The 12,990-nt window shown below is 60.4% G+C and carries 26 protein-coding genes; all 26 read right to left on the bottom strand.

Going from position 1 to position 12,990, the window contains the following annotated elements; translation table 11 throughout:
• Positions 1–354, bottom strand: a 354-nt coding sequence (gene rpsK / locus AC1DUU_RS10185; RefSeq protein ID WP_476783306.1) for a 30S ribosomal protein S11, incomplete at its 3' end; no start/stop codon positions are given.
• Positions 355–487: 133 nt separating this feature from the next.
• Complete coding sequence (gene rpsM, locus AC1DUU_RS10190) at positions 488–856, bottom strand: 30S ribosomal protein S13 (RefSeq protein ID WP_476783307.1); 369 nt, start codon at positions 854–856, stop codon at positions 488–490.
• 188 nt (positions 857–1,044) lie between these two features.
• Positions 1,045–1,635: an adenylate kinase gene (locus AC1DUU_RS10195; RefSeq protein ID WP_476783308.1), complete on the bottom strand. Its 591-nt coding sequence runs from the start codon at positions 1,633–1,635 to the stop codon at positions 1,045–1,047.
• Positions 1,632–2,972, bottom strand: a complete 1,341-nt coding sequence (gene secY / locus AC1DUU_RS10200; protein ID WP_476783309.1) for a preprotein translocase subunit SecY — start codon at positions 2,970–2,972, stop codon at positions 1,632–1,634. The genes AC1DUU_RS10195 and secY overlap by 4 nt, the downstream gene beginning before the upstream one ends.
• Positions 2,973–3,104: 132 nt before the next feature.
• Positions 3,105–3,578 (bottom strand): 50S ribosomal protein L15, encoded by a 474-nt coding sequence (gene rplO / locus AC1DUU_RS10205; protein WP_476783310.1) that lies wholly within the window; start codon positions 3,576–3,578, stop codon positions 3,105–3,107.
• Positions 3,579–3,599: 21 nt separating this feature from the next.
• Positions 3,600–3,797, bottom strand: coding sequence for a 50S ribosomal protein L30 (gene rpmD / locus AC1DUU_RS10210; RefSeq protein ID WP_476783311.1), 198 nt, complete (start codon positions 3,795–3,797; stop codon positions 3,600–3,602).
• 28 nt (positions 3,798–3,825) lie between these two features.
• Positions 3,826–4,395 (bottom strand): 30S ribosomal protein S5, encoded by a 570-nt coding sequence (gene rpsE / locus AC1DUU_RS10215; RefSeq protein WP_067961902.1) that lies wholly within the window; start codon positions 4,393–4,395, stop codon positions 3,826–3,828.
• A gap of 128 nt (positions 4,396–4,523) precedes the next feature.
• The gene (gene rplR, locus AC1DUU_RS10220; RefSeq protein WP_476783312.1) at positions 4,524–4,883 is read right to left on the bottom strand and encodes a 50S ribosomal protein L18; all 360 of its coding nucleotides are present in this window, start codon (positions 4,881–4,883) and stop codon (positions 4,524–4,526) included.
• An 87-nt stretch (positions 4,884–4,970) separates the two neighbouring features.
• Entirely contained in the window at positions 4,971–5,504 is a 534-nt protein-coding gene (gene rplF, locus AC1DUU_RS10225; RefSeq protein WP_476783313.1) for a 50S ribosomal protein L6, read from the bottom strand.
• 35 nt (positions 5,505–5,539) lie between these two features.
• Positions 5,540–5,938, bottom strand: coding sequence for a 30S ribosomal protein S8 (gene rpsH, locus AC1DUU_RS10230; RefSeq protein WP_055976439.1), 399 nt, complete (start codon positions 5,936–5,938; stop codon positions 5,540–5,542).
• A gap of 12 nt (positions 5,939–5,950) precedes the next feature.
• Positions 5,951–6,256 (bottom strand): 30S ribosomal protein S14, encoded by a 306-nt coding sequence (rpsN, locus tag AC1DUU_RS10235; protein ID WP_476783314.1) that lies wholly within the window; start codon positions 6,254–6,256, stop codon positions 5,951–5,953.
• A 27-nt stretch (positions 6,257–6,283) separates the two neighbouring features.
• The gene (gene rplE / locus AC1DUU_RS10240; RefSeq protein WP_476783315.1) at positions 6,284–6,841 is read right to left on the bottom strand and encodes a 50S ribosomal protein L5; all 558 of its coding nucleotides are present in this window, start codon (positions 6,839–6,841) and stop codon (positions 6,284–6,286) included.
• On the bottom strand, positions 6,834–7,148 hold the full coding sequence (gene rplX / locus AC1DUU_RS10245; RefSeq protein ID WP_476783316.1) for a 50S ribosomal protein L24: 315 nt from the start codon (positions 7,146–7,148) through the stop codon (positions 6,834–6,836). Before rplX ends, rplE begins: the two co-directional genes overlap by 8 nt.
• Before the next feature lie 12 nt (positions 7,149–7,160).
• Positions 7,161–7,529 (bottom strand): 50S ribosomal protein L14, encoded by a 369-nt coding sequence (gene rplN, locus AC1DUU_RS10250; protein WP_006205457.1) that lies wholly within the window; start codon positions 7,527–7,529, stop codon positions 7,161–7,163.
• Between the two features lie 68 nt (positions 7,530–7,597).
• On the bottom strand, positions 7,598–7,837 hold the full coding sequence (gene rpsQ / locus AC1DUU_RS10255) for a 30S ribosomal protein S17 (protein ID WP_476783317.1): 240 nt from the start codon (positions 7,835–7,837) through the stop codon (positions 7,598–7,600).
• An 11-nt stretch (positions 7,838–7,848) separates the two neighbouring features.
• Positions 7,849–8,049: a 50S ribosomal protein L29 gene (rpmC, locus tag AC1DUU_RS10260; protein ID WP_395446937.1), complete on the bottom strand. Its 201-nt coding sequence runs from the start codon at positions 8,047–8,049 to the stop codon at positions 7,849–7,851.
• A gap of 13 nt (positions 8,050–8,062) precedes the next feature.
• Entirely contained in the window at positions 8,063–8,476 is a 414-nt protein-coding gene (gene rplP, locus AC1DUU_RS10265) for a 50S ribosomal protein L16 (protein WP_055976423.1), read from the bottom strand.
• A 27-nt stretch (positions 8,477–8,503) separates the two neighbouring features.
• Positions 8,504–9,223, bottom strand: coding sequence for a 30S ribosomal protein S3 (gene rpsC, locus AC1DUU_RS10270; protein WP_476783318.1), 720 nt, complete (start codon positions 9,221–9,223; stop codon positions 8,504–8,506).
• Positions 9,223–9,612 carry a 50S ribosomal protein L22 gene (gene rplV, locus AC1DUU_RS10275; RefSeq protein WP_476783319.1) on the bottom strand — a complete coding sequence of 130 codons (390 nt, stop codon included), beginning with the start codon at positions 9,610–9,612 and terminating at the stop codon, positions 9,223–9,225. Before rplV ends, rpsC begins: the two co-directional genes overlap by 1 nt.
• A 1-nt stretch (position 9,613) precedes the next feature.
• A complete protein-coding gene (gene rpsS, locus AC1DUU_RS10280; protein ID WP_055976414.1) occupies positions 9,614–9,892 on the bottom strand; it encodes a 30S ribosomal protein S19 in 279 nt (92 codons plus the stop codon).
• 15 nt (positions 9,893–9,907) lie between these two features.
• Positions 9,908–10,741 (bottom strand): 50S ribosomal protein L2, encoded by an 834-nt coding sequence (gene rplB / locus AC1DUU_RS10285; RefSeq protein ID WP_476783320.1) that lies wholly within the window; start codon positions 10,739–10,741, stop codon positions 9,908–9,910.
• A gap of 22 nt (positions 10,742–10,763) precedes the next feature.
• Positions 10,764–11,057: a 50S ribosomal protein L23 gene (locus AC1DUU_RS10290; RefSeq protein ID WP_476783321.1), complete on the bottom strand. Its 294-nt coding sequence runs from the start codon at positions 11,055–11,057 to the stop codon at positions 10,764–10,766.
• Positions 11,054–11,674 carry a 50S ribosomal protein L4 gene (rplD, locus tag AC1DUU_RS10295; RefSeq protein WP_476783322.1) on the bottom strand — a complete coding sequence of 207 codons (621 nt, stop codon included), beginning with the start codon at positions 11,672–11,674 and terminating at the stop codon, positions 11,054–11,056. Before rplD ends, AC1DUU_RS10290 begins: the two co-directional genes overlap by 4 nt.
• Complete coding sequence (gene rplC / locus AC1DUU_RS10300) at positions 11,674–12,387, bottom strand: 50S ribosomal protein L3 (RefSeq protein ID WP_476783323.1); 714 nt, start codon at positions 12,385–12,387, stop codon at positions 11,674–11,676. The genes rplD and rplC overlap by 1 nt, the downstream gene beginning before the upstream one ends.
• A 58-nt stretch (positions 12,388–12,445) precedes the next feature.
• Positions 12,446–12,754, bottom strand: a complete 309-nt coding sequence (gene rpsJ / locus AC1DUU_RS10305; RefSeq protein ID WP_006205468.1) for a 30S ribosomal protein S10 — start codon at positions 12,752–12,754, stop codon at positions 12,446–12,448.
• A 64-nt stretch (positions 12,755–12,818) separates the two neighbouring features.
• Positions 12,819–12,990 (bottom strand): EF-Tu C-terminal domain-related protein (locus AC1DUU_RS10310; protein WP_476783324.1); only part of this gene is annotated, 172 nt, incomplete at its 5' end.

Below are 12,990 nucleotides of genomic sequence, written 5' to 3' on the forward strand. Positions count from 1 at the left end.
GTGCGGAATCGGCGTCACGTCGCGGATCGACGTGATCGTGAAACCAGCAGCCTGGAGCGCGCGCAGTGCCGACTCACGACCCGAACCCGGACCGCAAACCTCGACCTCGAGCATACGCATGCCGTGTTCCTGTGCCTTCTTGGCAACGTCTTCAGCAGCCATCTGGGCTGCGAACGGGGTCGACTTGCGCGAACCCTTGAAGCCCTGCGCACCAGCCGACGACCAGGCAATCGTGTTGCCCTGTGCATCGGAGATGGTGATCATGGTGTTGTTGAAGGTCGAATTGAYGTGGGCAACGCCCGACGAGATGTTCTTGCGTTCGCGACGGCGAACGCGGCCGGCTTCCTTAGCCATAGTAGTCCTTTCAGTTGATCTCTTCACCGCCGTAATGCCAGCGGCTACACCAGCCTGCGATTAAGGTGTCAGGCCGAACACCCGCCCACAAAAGGCGAAAACCGGCGGGCCGAAACCCGCCGGTGATACGAAATTACTTCTTCTTGCCGGCAATCGCCTTGGCCGGACCCTTACGGGTGCGCGCATTGGTATGCGTGCGCTGGCCGCGGACCGGAAGCGAACGACGGTGACGCAGGCCGCGGTAGCAGCCGAGGTCCATCAGACGCTTGATGTTGATCGAAACTTCGCGGCGCAGGTCGCCTTCGACGTGATAGTCGCGGTCGATCGTCTCGCGGATCGCCAGAACTTCAGCATCGGTCAGCTGGTTGACGCGACGTTCAGCCGGGATACCGACCTTCTCGACGATCTCCTGAGCGAACTTCTTGCCAATGCCGTGAATGTACTGAAGCGAGATCACAACGCGCTTGTTGGTCGGAATATTTACGCCGGCTATACGAGCCATATTTACCACTCCATTTGGGCCGGACAAAGCCGGCGCTGTAAGTTGCCCCGCGTCCGGTGGAGGCCGGCCCATGCGGGTTTTCCGTATCAATACGACTATGCGCCCTAGTGGGCAAACACCATCATGCCTGAATGGAAGACGGGCCGCCATACTCCAGTACGGCCCGCCAGTCAAGCACGACTGCTGTTTTAGTGTGTGGCATCCGCGAGGATCGCTTCGATCTGCGCGGTCACCTCGTCCATATCGGCCATGCCGTCGACCTGCTTCAACAGGTCGTTGGCGTAGTAGTAGCCGATCAGCGGAGCGGTTTTTTTGTAGTACTCGCGCAGCCGTTCTTCGAACACCTCGGCATTGTCATCCTTGCGCACCGGCTGGCCAGCGGCCCTCGCCTCCTCTGCACGCTTCAGGATTCGACCGATAAGTGCTTTGTCGTCAACAGCGAGTTCGATGACCACGTCGAGCTGCATGCCGCGTTCGGCCAGCATGTCAGCGACAGCGTCAGCCTGTGCCAGCGTGCGCGGATAACCATCAAGAATGAAGCCCTGGGCACAGTCTTCCTGGTCAATGCGTTCTGCAACGATCGCGTTGACGATCTCGTCCGAGACGAGCTCGCCAGCATCCATCACCGACTTGGCGCGCTTGCCAACTTCAGTTTCAGCTTTCACCGCAGCCCGCAGCATGTCGCCAGTCGACAATTGCGGGATGCCATGCTTTTCGACCAGTCGTTGCGCTTGTGTCCCCTTGCCCGCTCCCGGCGGCCCAAGCAATATCAGCTTCATCTTCCCCTCTTACCTCCACGGAGCTTCGACTTCTTGATCAGCCCTTCATACTGATGGGCGATCAGGTGACCCTGAATCTGCGCCACGGTATCAAGCGTTACATTGACCACGATCAGAAGCGAAGTACCACCAAGGTAGAACGGAACGCCGGTTGCCGAAATCAGGAACTCGGGCATCAAGCAGATGACGACGAGATAGGCAGCGCCGATGACGGTRACGCGGGTCAGCACGTAGTCGATATATTCCGCGGTGCGCTCGCCTGGGCGATAGCCGGGAATGAAGCCCGAATGCTTCTTCAGCTGGTCGGCGGTGTCCTTCGGGTTGAACACGATCGCCGTGTAGAAGAAGGCAAAGAAGACGATCATTGCCGCGTAGAGCAGCATGTAGAGCGGCTGGCCATGGCCGAGCGCCGACATCATCGTGCTCACCCAGCCGGGCAGCGTGGCGGTGTTCGAGAAGCCCGCGACGGTTGCCGGCAGCAGCAGCAGCGACGACGCGAAGATCGGAGGAATGACGCCGGCGGTGTTGAGCTTGAGCGGCAGGTGCGAAGTGTCGCCCTGGAACATGCGGTTGCCGACCTGGCGCTTCGGATACTGGATCAGAAGGCGACGCTGCGCACGCTCGAAGAACACGATCACTGCGATGACGACGATCGCAAGCACGATGATCGCGAGAATCAGGCCGGTCGACAGAGCACCGGTGCGGCCGAGTTCCAGCGTGCCGCTGATGGCGCTCGGAAGACCTGCGACGATGCCAGCGAAAATGATCAGCGAAATGCCGTTGCCGATGCCGCGTGCGGTGATCTGCTCGCCGAGCCACATCAGGAACATGGTGCCGCCGACAAGCGTGATGACCGTCGAGGCGCGGAAGAACATGCCCGGATCGGTAACGATGCCGTTCCCGCCCTCAAGGCCGGCTGAAATGCCATAGGCCTGGACCAGCGCCAGAAGCACGGTGCCGTAGCGGGTGTACTGGTTGATGACCTTGCGGCCCTGCTCGCCTTCCTTCTTCAGCGCTTCAAGCGACGGAACGACCGACGTCATGAGCTGCATGATGATGGAAGCAGAGATGTAGGGCATGATGCCGAGGGCAAAGATCGCCATGCGCTGCACAGCGCCGCCGGCGAACATGTTGAAAATGCCAAGAACGCCGCGGCTCTGCTGGGTGAAAGCCTGCGCGAACGCTTCGGGATTGATTCCAGGAAGCGGAATATAGGTACCGAGGCGATAGACCAAAAGCGCGCCGAGCGTAAACCAGATGCGTTTCTTAAGATCTTCGGCCTTGGCGAAGGCTGCGAAATTCAGATTGGATGCTAGTTGTTCAGCAGCCGATGCCATTCAGGGTACTCCGCTTGGTCACGCCGAAAGCCGCGATGGGCGCGGCGCGTGTCACCGAAGCCACGAGATAGGCTTCGGACGGCAAACATGCAAGCGGCGGTATCTCTACCGCCGCTTACTTTGCAAAGCCTTTTACTCGGCGGCTGCCACTTCCGGCAGCTTCACCGATCCTCCAGCCTTTTCGATCTTTTCGATCGCCGGCTTGGAAGCGCCGGCAACGTCAAAGGCCACCTTGGCCGTGAGTTCGCCGTCGCCGAGGATGCGGACGCCGTCCTTGACGCGGCGAATCACGCCGGCCTTGACGAGGACTTCCGCCGTCACGGTCTCTTTCACGTCGAGCTTCTTGGCATCGATCGCGACCTGAATGCGGGCCAGCGAAACGGTGACGTAGCTCTTTGCAAAGATATTGGTGAAGCCGCGCTTCGGCAGGCGACGATAGAGCGGCATCTGGCCACCCTCGAAGCCGTTGATCGCGACGCCTGAACGAGCCTTCTGGCCCTTGACGCCACGACCGCCGGTCTTGCCGGATCCGGAGCCGATGCCACGGCCAAGACGCTTCTTGGAGTGGGTCGCGCCGGCGTTGTCACGCAGATCGTTGAGTTTCATCTTCTATCTCCTGCGATCGGCCTACGCCTCGTCCACAACGCGGACGAGATGCTGGACAGCTGCGATCATGCCGCGCACGGAAGGAGTATCCTCCAAGGTGCGCTTGCGATGCATCTTGTTGAGGCCGAGGCCGACCAGCGTGGCACGCTGTTCTTTCGGCCGGCGGATCGGGCTACCGATCTGCTCGACGGTGACGGTCTTGGTTGCTTTCTTGGCCATGGTCATTGTCCCTGGTCAGCTCGAGCGACTATTCTTCAGCCGCAACGGCGGTGCCGCGGCGGGCCTGAAGCGTCGAATACTTGATGCCGCGCTGTGCAGCCACATCCTTGGGATGCATCTGGCTCTTCAGCGCATCGAAGGTCGCGCGCACCATGTTGTATGGGTTCGACGAACCCATCGACTTGGCGACGACGTCGTGCATGCCGAGCGTCTCAAAGACAGCGCGCATAGGACCGCCGGCGATGATGCCGGTACCCTGCTTGGCAGAGCGCAGCAGAACGCGACCAGCGCCCCAACGGCCTTCGACATCGTGGTGCAGCGTACGGCCCGAGCGGAGCGGCACGAAGATCATGTCGCGCTTGGCCGATTCGGTTGCCTTGCGGATCGCTTCCGGCACTTCGCGCGCCTTGCCGTGACCAAAGCCAACGCGGCCCTTCTGGTCGCCGACAACGACGAGTGCTGCAAAACCGAAACGCCGGCCGCCCTTGACGACCTTGGCAACACGGTTGATGTGGACGAGCTTATCGACGAATTCGCTGTCGCGCTCTTCGCGGTCACGGCTACGGTCGCGACCACCTTCCCTACGTTCTTGTGCCATATTCCTATCCTTATTTTTTTCCGGAAGCACGGGGGTTAAAAACTAAATCCGGCGTCTATAACGTCGCCGGATCGATTGCAACTGGTCAGTGATGCGGCGCAGCGCCACGCGCTACGCCGTAATCTGCATCAGAAGTTGAGGCCACCTTCACGGGCAGCTTCGGCAAGCGCCTTGATGCGGCCGTGATAGATGTAGGCGCCACGATCGAAAACGACATCCTTGATGCCGGCCTTCGACGCGCGCTCGGCGATCAGCTTGCCAACCGCMGTCGCGGCAGCAGTGTCAGCACCGGTCTTCAGCGTGCCCTTGAGATCCTTCTCGAGGGTCGAAGCGGCTGCGAGCGTCTTGCCATTGGCGTCGTCGATGACCTGAACATAGATGTTCTTCGACGTACGATGGACCGACAGACGCGGACGGCCGTTGGCGACCTTCTTGATCTGGCGGCGGATGCGCGCCGAACGGCGCAGAGTGGTTTCTTTCGAAGCCATAATAGTGGTTCCTTGCCTTCTGAAACGGGCGCGGCCATCTGCGGTAAGCTGAAATGCTTCCCGCGACCGCGCACCGCGGCGTTATAATTACTTCTTCTTGCCTTCTTTGCGGACGATCTTCTCGCCTGCATAGCGGACGCCCTTGCCCTTGTAGGGCTCCGGACCACGATATTCGCGGATCTCGGCGGCGACCTGGCCAACCTGCTGCTTGTTGATGCCGTTGACCACGATTTCGGTCGGCTTCGGCACCGTAATGGTGATGCCTTCCGGCGTCTGGTAGACGACGTCATGGCTGAAGCCAAGTGCGAGCTGCAGGTTCTTGCCCTGAAGCGTTGCACGATAACCGACGCCGGTGATCTCGAGCTTCTTTTCGAAGCCGTCCTTAACACCCGTCAGGATGTTGACGATCTGCGTCCGCGACATGCCCCACTTGGAGCGCGCATCCTTGGACTGATCGCGTGGCTGAACGGCAATCTCGCCATTCTCCATCGAGACCAGAACTTCATTGTTGACCACGAACTTCAGCTCGCCCTTGGGGCCCTTCGCCGTGACGGTCTGGCCGTCGACGGCGGCGGTGACGCCCTGCGGAAGCTGAACGGGTTTCTTGCCAATACGAGACATAGTCCTCGTGCCTTTCTTGTTTCAGCCTACGCAGATCAGAATATCTGGCAGAGGATTTCCCCGCCGACGTTCTGTTCGCGCGCTTCGTGGTCGGCCATCACGCCCTTCGGAGTCGAAAGGATCGAGATGCCGAGGCCATTGGCGACCGGCGGAATCGACTTGGACGAGACGTAGACGCGGCGGCCTGGCTTGGAGACACGCGCGATTTCGCGAATCACCGGCTGGCCGTCGAAGTACTTCAGCTCGATTTCGATCTCGGACTTGCCGTTTTCGAAATCGGTCTGGCTGTAGTCGCGGATATAGCCTTCCGACTTCAGCACGTCGAGAACACGGGCGCGCAGCCTGGACGCAGGCGTCGAAACAGTCGACTTCTTGCGGCCATAGGCGTTGCGGATGCGGGTCAGCATATCGCCGAGAGGATCACTCAAAGACATATCAAATGCTCCTTACCAGCTCGACTTGACCAGGCCGGGGATTGCTCCCGTCGAGCCCAGTTCACGAAGCGCGATACGCGACATCTTAAGCTTGCGATAGTAGGCACGCGGACGGCCGGTAATTTCGCAGCGGTTACGGATACGGGTCTTAGCCGAGTTGCGCGGCAGCGCGGCGAGCTTGAGCTGCGCGCGGAAGCGTTCCTCGATCGGCTTGGACTGATCCATGATCACATCCTTGAGGGCCTTACGCTTTGCAGCGAATTGGTCGACAAGCTTGCGGCGCCGGTTGTTCTTTTCGACTGAGCTGGTTTTTGCCATTTCAGATTTTTCCTTTGCTCGCTGCCGTTACTGCCGGAAGGGGAAGTTGAAGGCCTTGAGCAGAGCCCGAGCCTCTTCGTCCGTCCTGGCGGTCGTGCAAACGATGATGTCCATGCCCCAGATCTGATCAACCTTATCGTAATTGATCTCGGGGAACACGATGTGTTCCTTGATGCCCATAGCGTAATTGCCACGGCCGTCAAAGCTTTTTGGGTTCAGACCGCGAAAGTCGCGAACGCGCGGCAGTGCGATGTTCACCAGACGGTCAAGGAACTCGTACATGCGTTCCTGGCGGAGCGTCACCTTGGCGCCGATCGGCATGTGCTCGCGCACCTTGAAGCCGGCGATCGACTTGCGGGCGCGGGTCACAACCGGCCTCTGGCCAGCGATCATCGCCAGGTCTTCAGCGGCGGCCGCGGGCTTCTTCGAATCCGCGGTCGCTTCGCCGATACCCATGTTGAGCACGATCTTGTCGATGCGCGGGATCTGCATCACGTTGTCGTACTTGAACTGCTCCTGCATCGCCTGACGGATGGTCTCTTTGTAAACCTTCTTCAGACGCGGCTCGATGGTTGCATTAGCCATTGATGACTTCTCCCGAGCGCTTGGCGACGCGCACCTTCGTGCCGTCCTTCTGGACCTGGAAACCGACGCGGGTCGGCTTGCCATCCTTGGGGTCGGTGAGCGCGAGGTTCGACAGGTGGATCGGCGCTTCTTTGGTAATAATCCCGCCCTCTTGGGTCTGGGACTGCTTCTGGTGGCGGCGGATCATGTTCACGCCACGGACAAGTGCCTTGTCTTCCTTCGGCTGGACAGACAGCACTTCGCCAGTGCGGCCCTTGTCCTTGCCGGTCAGMACGACRACCTTGTCGCCTTTWCKGATCTTYTGCATTGKTCCGGCTCCTTACAGCACTTCGGGCGCGAGCGAGATGATCTTCATGTGGTTCTTGGCGCGGAGTTCGCGCGGAACCGGCCCGAAGATACGCGTGCCGATAGGTTCTTTCTTGTTATCGACAAGAACGGCCGCGTTCTTGTCGAAACGGATCACGCTGCCGTCCGGGCGACGAATGTCCTTGGCCGTGCGAACCACGACCGCCTTCATCACATCACCCTTCTTTACGCGGCCGCGCGGAATGGCTTCCTTGATCGACACCACGATGATGTCGCCAACAGAAGCATACTTCCGCTTCGAGCCGCCCAGCACCTTGATGCACATGACACGACGGGCGCCGGAATTGTCCGCGACGTCGAGGTTTGTTTGCATCTGAATCATGACTGGCCGCCTTCTTCTTCTCTAACGGGATGGGCTACCGCCCTCCCCGGCTTGTCCAAAATTCGTTGTTACGCCTGGTCGGCGGAGATGACGACCCAGCGCTTATCCTTGGAAATCGGCTTCGATTCCTGGATAGACACCTGATCGCCCACCTTGTGGGCGTTGTTTTCGTCGTGCGCCTTGTAGTTCTTCGACATACGCACGGTCTTCTTCATCACCGGGTGCGTGAAGCGACGCTCGACCTTGACGACGACCGTCTTCTCGTTCTTGTCGCTGACGACCGTACCCTGCAGGATGCGCTTTGGCATGGTTTTCGTCCTTAAGCCTTCTTGCCGGCCGATTTTTCGGCGGCGATGGTCTTGATACGCGCGATGTCCTTACGAACTTGTTTCACGCGCGCCGTCTTTTCCAGCTGACCGGTCGCCTTCTGGAAGCGCAGGTTGAACTGCTCCTTCTTGAGGCTGGCGAGCTCGTCAGTGAGCTGGTCCTGGGTCTTCGTCCTGACGTCTGAGGCTTTCATGATCAGCCCTTCCTTATTCTGCGATGCGCTGAACGAAGCGCGTCCTGACCGAGAGCTTGGCAGCGCCGAGCCGCAGCGCTTCACGCGCCACTTCCTCGGAGACACCATCGATCTCGAACATCACGCGGCCTGGCTTGATGCGGCATGCCCAGTAGTCGACCGCACCCTTGCCCTTACCCATGCGGACTTCGGTCGGCTTCGACGTGACCGGCACATCTGGGAAAATACGGATCCAGACGCGGCCCTGACGTTTCATTTCGCGGGTGATCGCGCGGCGGGCCGCCTCGATCTCACGCGCGGTGACGCGGTTTGGCTCAAGCGCCTTCAGTCCGAAGCCGCCGAAATCCAGGTTGGTGCCACCCTTCGCGGTGCCGTGGATGCGGCCCTTGAACTGCTTACGGAACTTTGTGCGCTTTGGCTGCAGCATCGTTCTAACTCCAAATTCCTATGCGTGTCAGGCGTTTTCGCGACGGCGGCCGCCTGGGCGGTCGCTAGCATGCGAATGATCGCCTTCGGTTGCGCGACGCTCTGAAGCCATCGGATCGTGCTCGAGGATCTCGCCCTTGAACACCCAGACCTTGACGCCGCAGATACCGTAGGCAGTCTTGGCTTCAGCCGTGCCGTAATCGACATCGGCGCGCAGGGTGTGCAGCGGAACGCGACCTTCGCGATACCACTCCATACGAGCGATTTCGGCACCGCCGAGACGGCCCGAGCAGTTGATACGAATGCCCTCGGCGCCGAGGCGCATGGCCGACTGCACCGCGCGCTTCATGGCGCGACGGAAGGCAATGCGGCGCTCGAGCTGCTGCGCGATCGACTGAGCGACCAGCGTAGCGTCCGTCTCGGGCTTGCGAACCTCGACGATGTTGAGGTGCGTCTCGGACTTCGTCATCTCCATCAGCTTCTTGCGAAGCTTTTCGATGTCGGCGCCCTTCTTGCCGATGATCAGGCCCGGACGTGCTGCGTGAATGGTCACGCGGCACTTCTTGTGCGGACGCTCGATCACGACCTTGGAGATCGCGGCCTGCTTCAGTTCGTTCTCAAGATACTTGCGGATCTTGATGTCTTCGTGAAGCAGCTGGCCGTATTCGCCGGTGTTTGCATACCAGCGCGAGTCCCAGGTGCGGTTGATGCCGAGGCGGAGACCAATAGGATTGATTTTCTGGCCCATTATGCGGCCTCCCCTTTCTCTTCGACTTCACGAACAACGATCGTGAGGTGCGAAAACGGCTTCTCGATGCGGCTGGCGCGATCACGGCCACGAGCGTGGAAACGCTTCATGACGATCGACTTGCCGACATAGGCTTCCGCCACCACCAACGCATCGACATCGAGGTCGTGATTGTTTTCCGCGTTGGCAATAGCCGATTCGAGGGTCTTTTTAACCGTTCCGGCGATGCGCTTGCGCGAAAATTCCAGATCCGAAAGCGCGGTCGCCACCTTCTTGCCGCGGATAAGCGCGGCAACGAGGTTGAGCTTCTGCGGGCTGACCCGGATCGTACGGAGAACCGCACGTGCCTCGTTGTCAGCAAGCCTGCGCGGAGCTTTGGCCTTGCCCATGTTACTTCCTCTTTGCCTTCTTGTCCGCGCCGTGACCGTAATAGGTCCTGGTGGGAGCGAACTCACCGAACTTGTGGCCGACCATGTCCTCGTTCACCGAGACCGGGACGTGCTTCTGGCCGTTGTAGACACCGAAGGTGAGGCCGACGAACTGCGGCAGGACAGTGGAGCGGCGGCTCCACATCTTGATCACCTCATTGCGACCGCCTTCACGAACCTTTTCTGCTTTCTTGAGCAGATAGCCGTCAATGAACGGGCCTTTCCAGACTGAACGAGTCACTGGCGTTACCTCTTCTTAGCTCTTGCGCTGATGGCGCGAGCGCAGGATGAACTTGTCGGTCGCCTTGTTGGACCGCGTCTTCTTGCCCTTGGTGGGCTTGCCCCAAGGCGACACCGGATGGCGTCCGCCCGAGGTGCGGCCTTCACCACCGCCGTGCGGATGGTCGACCGGGTTCATGGTCACGCCGCGATTGTGCGGACGCTTGCCACGCCAGACCGTGCGGCCTGCCTTGCCATCGTTGATGTTGCCATGGTCCGGGTTGGACACGGCACCGACGGTGGCGATGCACAGGCCGCTGACGACGCGCTGTTCACCCGAGTTGAGGCGAAGGATCGCCATGCCCTGGTCGCGGCCGACGAGCTGGGCATAAGCACCAGCCGAACGGGCAACCTGGCCGCCCTTGCCGGGCTTCAGTTCGATGTTGTGCACGATCGTGCCGACCGGCATCGAAGCGAGCGGCATTGCGTTGCCCGGCTTCACGTCGACCTGCTCACCAGCGATGATCTTGTCGCCGGCCTGAAGACGCTGCGGAGCAATGATGTAGCTCAGCTCGCCATCGTCGTACTTGATCAGCGCGATAAAGGCGGTGCGGTTCGGATCGTATTCGAGACGCTCGACCGTGCCGACCACGTCGAACTTGCGACGCTTGAAGTCGATGATGCGGTACGAACGCTTGTGACCGCCGCCGATGAAGCGAGCCGTGATGCGACCGTAGTTGTTGCGGCCGCCCGACTTCGTCAGGCCTTCGGTCAACCCCTTGACGGGCTTGCCTTTGTGGAGGCCCGAGCGGTCGACGATGACCAGCTGACGGGTGCTCGGCGTTATTGGCTTGAATTTCTTAAGTGCCATTGTCCTGTCCTCGCGGCCTTGCTCAGAGACCCGTCGCGACGTCGATCGACTGGCCTTCGGCCAGCGTCACTACCGCCTTCTTGACGTCGCTCTGGCGGCCGATCGTGCCGCGGAAGCGCTTCACCTTGCCCTTGCGGACCAGGGTGTTCACAGCAGTCACCTTCACGCCAAACAGCGCTTCGACGGCAGCCTTGATCTCGGGCTTGCTCGCCTTCTTGGCGACGTTGAAGACGACCTGGTTGTTTTCAGAAGCCATGGTCGACTTTTCTGTGATCGCCGGAGAGACGATCACGTCATAGTGGCGGAGATCCATCATTTGAAGCGCTCCTCGAGAGCCTCGACGGCGGCCTTCGAAAGGACCAGCGTGCCGCGGCGCAGAATGTCGTAAACATTGATGCCCTGGATTGGCAGGACATCGATGTTCGGGATGTTGGTCGCTGCGCGCTTGAAGTTGACGTCAAGCTCGGCACCGCCGATCACCAGGGCGTTGGTCAGGCCCAGCGTCGCGAAATTCGCGAGCAGTGCCTTCGTCTTGCCTTCGGCGAGGGTCAGCTCGTCGACGATGATCAGTTTCGATGTCTTAGCCTTGGCCGACAGAGCGTGCTTCAAGCCGAGAGCGCGGACCTTCTTGGGAAGATCGTGCTCGTGGCTACGAACGACCGGGCCGTGGGCCTTGCCGCCGCCGCGGAACTGCGGAGCGCGTGCCGAATGGTGACGAGCGCGGCCCGTACCCTTCTGCTTGTACATCTTGGCGCCGGTGCGCGCGATTTCCGCGCGACCCTTGGCCTTGTGCGTGCCCTGCTGCTTCTTGGCGAGCTGCCAGCGCACGACGCGCTGGAGAACGTCTTCGCGCGGGTCGAGACCGAAGATCTCTTCCGAGAGCTGGACCTTGCCGGCGTCGATGCCTGCAAGCGTGGTGATCTTGAGATCCATTATTCCGCTCCCTCTGTGGCCGGAGCCTCGTTCTTCGTGGCGGCGCGGATACCAGCAGGCTTCGGAGCGTTAGCCGGAAGCGCAATCTTGGCTGCGTCGCGGACCAGGATCCAAGCGCCCTTCGAACCCGGAACCGCACCGCGGATCAGGATGAGACCGCGATCGGTGTCGGTCGAGACAACTTCGACATTCTGGGTGGTGACGCGAACGTCGCCCATGTGTCCGGCCATCTTCTTGCCCTTGAACACCTTGCCCGGATCCTGGCGCTGGCCAGTTGAACCGTGGGTACGGTGCGAAACCGAGTTACCGTGGGTMGCRCGGCCACCACCGAAGTGGTGACGCTTGATGACGCCCTGGAAACCCTTGCCGATCGTCGTGCCCGTCACATCGACCTTCTGGCCGGGGACGWAATGCTCGACRGTGATCTCGGMGCCAACATCGAKCATGTTGTCGGCGGACACGCGGAATTCGGCGACCTTCGACTTCGGCTCAACGGAGGCGGCAGCGAAGTGACCGCGCATCGCCTTCGTCGTATTCTTCACCTTGGCCAGGCCAACGCCGAGCTGAACGGCGGTGTAGCCATTCTTCTCTTTCGTGAGCTGTGCCACGACCTGGCAGTTCTCCATGCGGAGAACGGTGACGGGAACATGTTCGCCAGCGTCATTATAGACGCGGGTCATTCCCACCTTCTGTGCAATTACACCTGAACGCATCGGTTCGTTTTCCTTCAGAGGAGCCGTTTGGATCTGCTCGCGCGGCTCATGTTAGCTCTTAGAGCTTGATTTCGACGTCGACGCCTGCTGCGAGGTCGAGCTTCATCAGAGCATCGACGGTCTGCGGGGTCGGATCGACGATGTCCAGCAGACGCTTGTGCGTGCGCATCTCGAACTGCTCGCGGCTCTTCTTATCGACGTGCGGTGAGCGGTTCACCGTGAACTTCTCGATCCGAGTCGGCAGCGGAATCGGGCCGCGAACATTGGCGCCGGTGCGCTTCGCGGTCGACACGATCTCACGCGTCGAAGCGTCGAGAACCCGGTGGTCAAACGCCTTGAGGCGGATGCGGATATTCTGTCCGTTCATGGTCACTTCCTTGTTCTGGCGCGGCGCGGGCGTATTCCCGCCCGCGACAGATCGTTAATTCGGATTATTCTTTGATCGAAGCGACGATGCCGGCGCCGACGGTACGGCCACCTTCACGGATAGCGAAGCGCAGCTTCTCTTCCATGGCGATCGGCACGATCAGCTCGACATCGACGGTGATGTTGTCGCCGGGCATGACCATCTCGGTGCCTTCCGGCAGCGACACGATGCCGGTC

The organism is Aminobacter sp. P4_H6_2, assembly GCF_056400805.1.